This window comes from Desulfuromonas acetexigens, assembly GCF_900111775.1.
GTDB classification, from domain to species: Bacteria; Desulfobacterota; Desulfuromonadia; order Desulfuromonadales; family Trichloromonadaceae; genus Trichloromonas; species Trichloromonas acetexigens.
Genome location: NZ_FOJJ01000001.1, coordinates 580,501 through 587,354, shown reverse-complemented (window position 1 = coordinate 587,354; position 6,854 = coordinate 580,501). Strand labels below are relative to the sequence as shown.

Sequence of the window (6,854 nt, the reverse complement as noted above, 5' to 3'; positions counted from 1 at the left end):
GCCGACCTCAGCGGGTTGGAAGAGGGCGCATGCCTTGCGGTGAAGAACATCGGAAAGCCGTGTGCGGGAAAACCGCATGCACGGTTTGATGAGGGAGGGCAGGGTAAAACCTGCTCTCTACTCTACCGTTTTTCCCACAGCCCAAAGCTGGCGGTGCTTTGAGAACTATGGGACCGCAGTGGTTTCCAATCATATTTTGTCTTCTTGTTTATTTTGGTTGTGGAAATCTCGTACAAAATTAGGATTAAATTTGCAGTACATCTCAAAATCAAATAAATTTACTGATTGTACATCTGATAAAGGCAAAGCAATCTCAAAATCTTCCATAGCCATGTCAGTTTGTTTTTCTTTTCCGTCAATTAACTCATATATATAAGCGTAGTCTGTTGTGAAAATTATCTGCCTTCTTTCCTTTTCCCTGTATCCGCTTAAAAATGGAAGTATTCTAAAATCTTTTCTCTGCTCACTTGGATCAATTGTTGTTACCGGAAATCCAACGTAAACTTTTTCATTTTTCATGCTAAATGAAACAGGCATTCCACTTTTTAGTGCACGTGATATTATTACCGCGAAATCATTCGATTCTATAACTTTGTCATAAATGTAAAGTCTAAAATAAAAAGGCGAATTAAGAATAATTTCAAATTTTGCCATTAGCCATGTGTTGTATAGTTTTTCAGAAAAATTACCTGGAAGCAATTGCAATAAATATTTTCGAAAGCAGAAATATGGAAGATTGAATAAGGCACCAAGTGCCGATGCAAGGAGAAGAATCACAGCATTTAGGCTTAGCGCCCAAGTTGCTACATCCAAATTTTCAATGCAATTTTTAGGGATGGTGCTAATTAGTAGATTTAGTGTATCAAAGTATTTTGTTGAAAAATTTGGGAAATACCACGGAATGGAAAAGTGGATGAGAATTGAGCAGATTGTCAGGAAAAGACCATAAAAGGCTGCACGAAAAAATAGGCGATGCCCATCTTCTCTAGCTGAATGATATCTCGAAGGGGGAAAAAAAACAGCGAAAGCATACCCTGCGAGGAGTGGTATTAATAGGTATGGGGCTATGTTCACTTTTTAGAAGTGGCGGACTTTAAATTTATGAGCGCATTAATTTGCTTTTGCGCGGCAGCACTCCTCACGATCTCCCTTGAGTTGGTTATAAGAACGCCGTCCCCCTTAACCTCAAATTTGACACCTTGAGAAGTTTTTGGGTCTATCTTGACATTGCTTCTCATTTGTTTTCCTCCCCAGTGGCTAGGTGTGAACTGTAGCAGAAAAACTGTTTGCTCGCAAGATCACCCTGATGGATGGCAAGGGGTTATCTTTATCTATTGGTCATGCAACCATTATACCTAAAGCAAAAACAGGGGGAAAAGGAGACGGATTTATTTTCAACCCTTTCAGCTGAAGAATAATCTACAGCCAAAAGCAGAATATTCCGCACCCGGACCAGGTTATGAATCTGCATCCGGGTGCTTTTTTATGTAAAAACGGATAGTTAATGACCTGGCACGGCCTGTGTAAAGAAGCTTGGCAAACGCCTGCGAGGGCGTGCTCCTCCTTTTGCCGTCCTGGGCATGACATAAAAAGGCCTATTTTTTTCGTGACGCTCGCGGGGCAGCCCCGCTCATTTCTTCTTTCCCAGAAAACGCAAGGAGACAGTATGAATCGTTGGAGTCTGGCGGTGGTTATCGGTTGTGTGGCGGTGCTGTTCGCCGGCGCGGTCGCTTTTTCCGGTCGGGCACCGGCCGAGGTTGCGGCAAAGGCCTCGGTGGTCGAGTTGCAGGTGGGCAATCTGACCTGTAGCGCCTGTGTCGGGCGGATCGAGCAAGCTCTGAACAAAGTGGACGGCATCGGTGAGGTCAGCGTCGATCTGACCGGTGGGACCGCCAAGGTCGGTTATGACGCCGTCCGCGTCGCGCCCGAAACCATCGCAGCGACCATCAGCGACGCCGGTTACCCCGCGACCTTGGCTTCGACGGGTGCGGTGCCTGCGACCAAGGCGAGTGCCGGAAACGGCGCCTGCCCGGGATGCAAGCCGGTGGTGAAGAAGGGGTGCGGCGGCGGTTGTTGCGGTTGACAGGCTGATGAAAAACGCCCATCTGCGGCGTTGCCCTTATCCTCGTCGCTGCGACGTACCTTCGGGTACGCCTCACTCCTCGAATTTCGGGCGCCTTGCACCTGGGTATTTTTGATCAGCCTGAAACATTCTGAAACGCGATTTTTATTTGTGGAGGAAATGCATGTCCGATCGTGAAACAAAACGCGCCCAGTTCGACGGGGCAAAAAAGAAGAGTTGGTTGCCGCTGCTGGCGATCGGGGTCTTTCTGCTGGCCGGTGTCGCTCTGCTAGCCTGGAAATTTTCGGCCTCGGGTGCCACCAAATATCCGGCGGTGGCGGTTGTCGCCGGCGAGGTGGCCATCCCCTTGAAGCAGGTCGACGATGGCCAGGCGCATTTTTTCAGTTACCAGAATGGGGCAACGAGCATCGACTTTTTTGTGCTGAAAAGCCAGGACGGAGTGATGCGCGCCGCCTTTGACGCCTGCGACGTCTGCTACCGGGACAAGCAGGGCTACCGTCAGGAAGGAGAGGAGATGGTTTGCGTCAACTGTGGCCAGCGCTTCCATTCCAACCTGATCAACGAGGTCAAAGGGGGATGTAATCCGGCCCCCCTTGAAAGGCGCGAAAGCGACGGCCGGTTGCTTATCCGTGAAGCGGATCTGTTGCAGGGCAATCGTTATTTCGAAAGGATCTGATTTTCATGAAACTGCGGACCATCGCCTTCAACAACCTGCGCCGCCGTAAGGCACGTCTGGCTTTTTTGCTGGCCGGACTGCTCATCGGCATCGCCACGGTGGTGACCATGCTTTCCCTGTCGGCGGCGATGACCGCCGAAGTTCAACACCAGATGGAGAATTTCGGGGCGAATATCCTCATCACCCCAAAGACCGATGAGCTTTCCCTCTCCTACGGCGGCATCACCCTCGGCGGGGTGAGCGTCGATCCCCGGGAGATCCCCGAGGCCGATCTCGCCCGTATCGAGACCATCCCCAACCGGCGCAATATCGCCGCCGTCGCCCCCAAGGTGCTCGGCGCCGTCGAGGTCAAGGGGGAGCGGGTGCTGCTCATGGGTGTGGCGGCGGATCGGGAGTTCCAGCTCAAGCGCTGGTGGAGCATCGAAGGGCGGCCGCTGGTGGAGAGGAACGAACTGGTCGCCGGCCATTCTGTGGCCCGGCGGCTGGGGTTGAAGCCGGGAGATTCGGTCGAGATTGAGGGTTTTCCCTTCACGGTGACCGGCATTCTGCGGGAGACCGGCTCTCAGGATGACGATCTGCTCATCGCCAGCCTGCCGACGGCGCAGATACTGCTCGACAAACCGGGGCTGGTCTCGCTGGTGGAAGTGGCCGCCCTGTGCGGGGATTGCCCGGTGGAAGAGATGGTCGAGCAGATCGCCGCCGTCTTACCCGAGGCCAAGGTTGGGGCTATCCAGCAGGTGGTAAAGAGCCGCCTGCACGCCATCGAGCAGTTTCAGGTCTTCGCCTTCGGTGTGGCGATGGTGGTGATTCTCATCGGCGCCCTGGTGGTTTTCGTCACCATGATGGGCTCGGTCAATGAGCGCACCCGCGAAATCGGCATCTTTCGCGCCCTCGGTTTCCGTCGCGCCCATGTGGCGCGGCTGATTCTCATCGAAGCGGCGACGGTCAGCCTGCTGGCCGGAGTTCTCGGTTATCTTGCCGGGATGCTGGCTACGGGCCTGCTGCTGCCGGTATTGGCGGAAGCCCACGCGCAACTCGTTTGGGATGGGACGCTGGCGGCCGGTTCCCTGCTCCTGGCCCTTTTGGTCGGCACCCTGGCCTCCATTTATCCGGCCCTCCACGCCAGCCGCCTTGATCCGACGACGGCGTTACGAACCTTGTAGATTTCTTCCCTCTTTTTTCTGGATGCAGTCATGGCCTTTATCGAAATCAATGGATTGAGCAAACATTACCCGAGCCGGGCCGGCGTGGTCGCGGCCCTTGACGGCATCGACCTGAGTATCGACGAAGGCACCTTTCTCGGGGTCATGGGTCCTTCCGGGTCGGGCAAGAGCACCTTTCTTTCGCTGATCGGGGGGCTCTGCCACCCCACGGCCGGAACCATCCGGGTCGACGGCATCGACATCTTTCGCCTTCCGGCCGAACAGCTCGCCGACTTCCGCCGCGAATATCTCGGCTTCGTCTTTCAATCCTTCAACCTGGTGCCTTACCTGACCGCCCTGGAAAATGTCATGCTGCCCCTGACGGTGAAGAAGCTGGCGAACGCCGAGAAGCGGGAGCGGGCCTATCAGGTCCTGGAACGGGTCGGGCTGAAGGCGCGCGCCGGTCATCTCCCCGGGGAGCTTTCCGGGGGCGAGCAGGAGCGGGTGGCCATCGCCCGCGCCCTGGTCAACCGGCCGCCGCTGATTCTGGCGGACGAGCCGACCGGCAGTCTCGACACTGCCACCGCCGCGTCGATCATGGACCTCTTTGCCGAACTCAACGGGGAAGGGCAGACCATCGTCATGGTCACCCACAACCCGGAAACGCGCGGGAACTTTCATCGCACCCTGCTGTTACGCGACGGTCGGGTGGCCGGGGAAAGCCTGGCGACCGCCGCCTAGGATGGCCCTATGATCCTGCTGCTGCTCATCCTCCTCGGCTTGCTCGTCTATACTCTGCTGGCCGAGTTGGAGAAAAGCCGCGAGCCGCTGCCGCCGCCAGCAGAATCCTGCCCCGGTTGCACCCGGCTGGTGGCGGGGGACTGGTTGATCTGCCCTCATTGCCGGACCCTGTTACGCGAAGTCTGTTCGGGGTGCGGTCGGCGGCACGCGCTCGGCCATCGTTTCTGTCCTTTTTGCGGACGGCCCGGAGAGCGCCGGTGAAACGCTTCCTTATCCCCTTGACCCTGGCCGCAGCGGCCCTGACGGTCTTCGCTTACAACTATCAGGGCTATTGCCGTGGGCGCTGCACTCTGCGCGGCTTCGGCCTGTTCGGTCCCTTTGAACAGGGCATGCTCCTTCTTCTCCCTCTCTTGTTGCTCCTCATCGGCATCCTCAAATTGCGCCAGTGCCGGCGGCGCGCCGCTTCCCGCTGCTCTTGCAGCGCGATCCTTGCCGAAGACTGGAGCTACTGCCCCGCCTGCGGCGCTTCCCGCCGCCGCTGAGCCGACCACCGTCTCCATCCTCTTCGCATTCCTTGAAATAGCCCCCCGGCTGTGGTAACACATCCTGAGATTTCTAATCCGAAGATGTGTTTTTGCCGCGGCCGGGGGTGGTCATGTCCAAGTATTTTATTCTTTTGCTGGTTTTGTTCGCGATGCTGGCTGGGTGCGCCGTCAATCCGGTCACCGGTAAAAACGAGTTGCGTCTGGTGCCTGAGTCGACCGAGCTCAACCTCGGCGCCGAGCAATACGCCCCGAGCCGCCAGATGCAGGGGGGGGATTATACCGTCGATGCCGAACTGTCCAACTATGTCGCCGGCATCGGCAAGCGCCTGGCGGCGGTGAGCGACCGGGGCCTGCCCTACGAATTCAAGGTCATCAACGATTCGACCCCCAATGCCTGGGCGCTGCCGGGCGGGAAGATCGCCATCAACCGCGGCCTCTTGGTCGAGCTCAAGAGCGAAGCGGAACTGGCGGCGGTGCTTGGCCACGAGATTGTCCACGCGGCGGCCCGGCACGGCGCCAAGGGGATGGAGCGCGGCATGCTGATGCAGGGGGTGGTCCTCGCCACCCAAATCGCCTCGGCCAATAGCGAGTTCGCCAACCTGGCGGTGGGCGGCGCGGCGGCGGCGAGCCAGTTGATCAGCCAGAAATATGGGCGCGATGCCGAGCGGGAAGCCGACTATTATGGCATGAAATATATGTACAAGGCCGGTTACGATACCCAGGCCGCGGTCAGCTTGCAGGAAACCTTCGTGCGCCTCTCCGAGGGGCGCAATCAGGATTGGCTCTCCGGTCTTTTTTCCAGCCATCCGCCGTCGATGGAACGGGTGTTGGCCAACCGCGAATCCCTCAAGGAGTTTCCCCCCGGCGGCGATCGCGGGGAGGTGCGCTACCGGCAGAAGGTCGCCGGTCTGCTCAAGAGCCGCGAAGCCTATGCCGCCCACGACAAGGGGCGGGAAGCGCTGCAAAAAAAGGAGCCGGCCCAGGCGCTGGCTCTGGCCGAGAAGGCCTTGCAGATCGAGCCCCGGGAGGGATTGTTTCATGCCTTGCGCGGTGACGCCCAGTTTGCCCAGGGACGCTATCGGGAGGCGGAAGCGAGCTACAATAACGCCCTGGCGCGCAACGACGACTATTTTCATTTTTACGCCAAACGCGGTCTGGCGCGGGAGAAGCTGGGACAGGCGGAGGCCGCCCGGGCCGACCTGGAAAGGAGCGTGAAGCTGCTGCCGACGGCAACGGCCCTCAATTCCCTGGGAGAACTGACCCTGGCCCAAGGGGACCGGAACAAGGCGAAGCAGTATTTCGCCGCCGCCGCCGGTTCCAATTCCCCCGAGGGGAAGGCCGCCGCCGGTTCCCTGGCCCGCCTCGATCTGGCAGACAATCCGCAAAAGTATCTGAAGCTGGCGCTGAAGCGCGACGCCTCCGGCTATCTGGTCGCGGAGATCTCCAACCCCACCCAGCTGCCGGTGACCGCCATCCGTTATCAGGTGCAGTACGTTGATAACGGAGGAAAGCGGCGGCAGGCCACCTTTGATCTTTCCGGCACCCTGGCTCCCGGGCGGGGGGCGCGGGTGAAGACGGGGATCGGTCCCTTGAGCGATCGGGCCGTTCAGCAGGGCGTGCGCGGGGCTGTTGTCCGGGCGAAAATCATCGAATGAACAAGATGTTGG

The 6,854-nt window shown here is 57.7% G+C and carries 8 protein-coding genes; 7 read left to right on the top strand and 1 reads right to left on the bottom strand.

Annotation, left to right across the window (positions count from 1 at the left end):
• Nucleotides 1–189: 189 nt before the first annotated feature.
• Complete coding sequence (locus BQ4888_RS17265; protein ID WP_140396581.1) at nucleotides 190–813, bottom strand: hypothetical protein; 624 nt, start codon at nucleotides 811–813, stop codon at nucleotides 190–192.
• An 853-nt stretch (nucleotides 814–1,666) separates the two neighbouring features.
• Here BQ4888_RS17265 and BQ4888_RS02850 point away from each other — a divergent pair.
• From BQ4888_RS02850 to BQ4888_RS02820, 7 genes are all read left to right on the top strand, one after another.
• Entirely contained in the window at nucleotides 1,667–2,083 is a 417-nt protein-coding gene (locus BQ4888_RS02850; protein ID WP_170232774.1) for a heavy-metal-associated domain-containing protein, read from the top strand.
• Between the two features lie 163 nt (nucleotides 2,084–2,246).
• Nucleotides 2,247–2,759 carry a DUF2318 domain-containing protein gene (locus tag BQ4888_RS02845; protein ID WP_176374239.1) on the top strand — a complete coding sequence of 171 codons (513 nt, stop codon included), beginning with the start codon at nucleotides 2,247–2,249 and terminating at the stop codon, nucleotides 2,757–2,759.
• Between the two features lie 5 nt (nucleotides 2,760–2,764).
• Nucleotides 2,765–3,922, top strand: a complete 1,158-nt coding sequence (locus BQ4888_RS02840) for an ABC transporter permease (protein ID WP_092053395.1) — start codon at nucleotides 2,765–2,767, stop codon at nucleotides 3,920–3,922.
• 30 nt (nucleotides 3,923–3,952) lie between these two features.
• The gene (locus BQ4888_RS02835; RefSeq protein ID WP_092053392.1) at nucleotides 3,953–4,642 is read left to right on the top strand and encodes an ABC transporter ATP-binding protein; all 690 of its coding nucleotides are present in this window, start codon (nucleotides 3,953–3,955) and stop codon (nucleotides 4,640–4,642) included.
• Nucleotides 4,643–4,651: 9 nt separating this feature from the next.
• Nucleotides 4,652–4,903 carry a double zinc ribbon domain-containing protein gene (locus tag BQ4888_RS02830; protein ID WP_092053389.1) on the top strand — a complete coding sequence of 84 codons (252 nt, stop codon included), beginning with the start codon at nucleotides 4,652–4,654 and terminating at the stop codon, nucleotides 4,901–4,903.
• Nucleotides 4,900–5,184 (top strand): hypothetical protein, encoded by a 285-nt coding sequence (locus tag BQ4888_RS02825; protein ID WP_092053386.1) that lies wholly within the window; start codon nucleotides 4,900–4,902, stop codon nucleotides 5,182–5,184. The genes BQ4888_RS02830 and BQ4888_RS02825 overlap by 4 nt, the downstream gene beginning before the upstream one ends.
• 113 nt (nucleotides 5,185–5,297) lie before the next feature.
• Entirely contained in the window at nucleotides 5,298–6,842 is a 1,545-nt protein-coding gene (locus BQ4888_RS02820) for a M48 family metalloprotease (protein ID WP_092053383.1), read from the top strand.
• Nucleotides 6,843–6,854 lie beyond the last annotated feature (12 nt).

What these genes read in the sequence shown, in the direction of transcription:
- BQ4888_RS02850 (WP_170232774.1), top strand. Translation starts at nt 1,667, where the DNA reads ATGAATCGTTGGAGTCTGGCGGTGGTTATCGGTTGTGTGGCGGTGCTG.
- BQ4888_RS02845 (WP_176374239.1), top strand. Translation starts at nt 2,247, where the DNA reads ATGTCCGATCGTGAAACAAAACGCGCCCAGTTCGACGGGGCAAAAAAG.
- BQ4888_RS02840 (WP_092053395.1), top strand. Translation starts at nt 2,765, where the DNA reads ATGAAACTGCGGACCATCGCCTTCAACAACCTGCGCCGCCGTAAGGCA.
- BQ4888_RS02835 (WP_092053392.1), top strand. Translation starts at nt 3,953, where the DNA reads ATGGCCTTTATCGAAATCAATGGATTGAGCAAACATTACCCGAGCCGG.
- BQ4888_RS02830 (WP_092053389.1), top strand. Translation starts at nt 4,652, where the DNA reads ATGATCCTGCTGCTGCTCATCCTCCTCGGCTTGCTCGTCTATACTCTG.
- BQ4888_RS02820 (WP_092053383.1), top strand. Translation starts at nt 5,298, where the DNA reads ATGTCCAAGTATTTTATTCTTTTGCTGGTTTTGTTCGCGATGCTGGCT.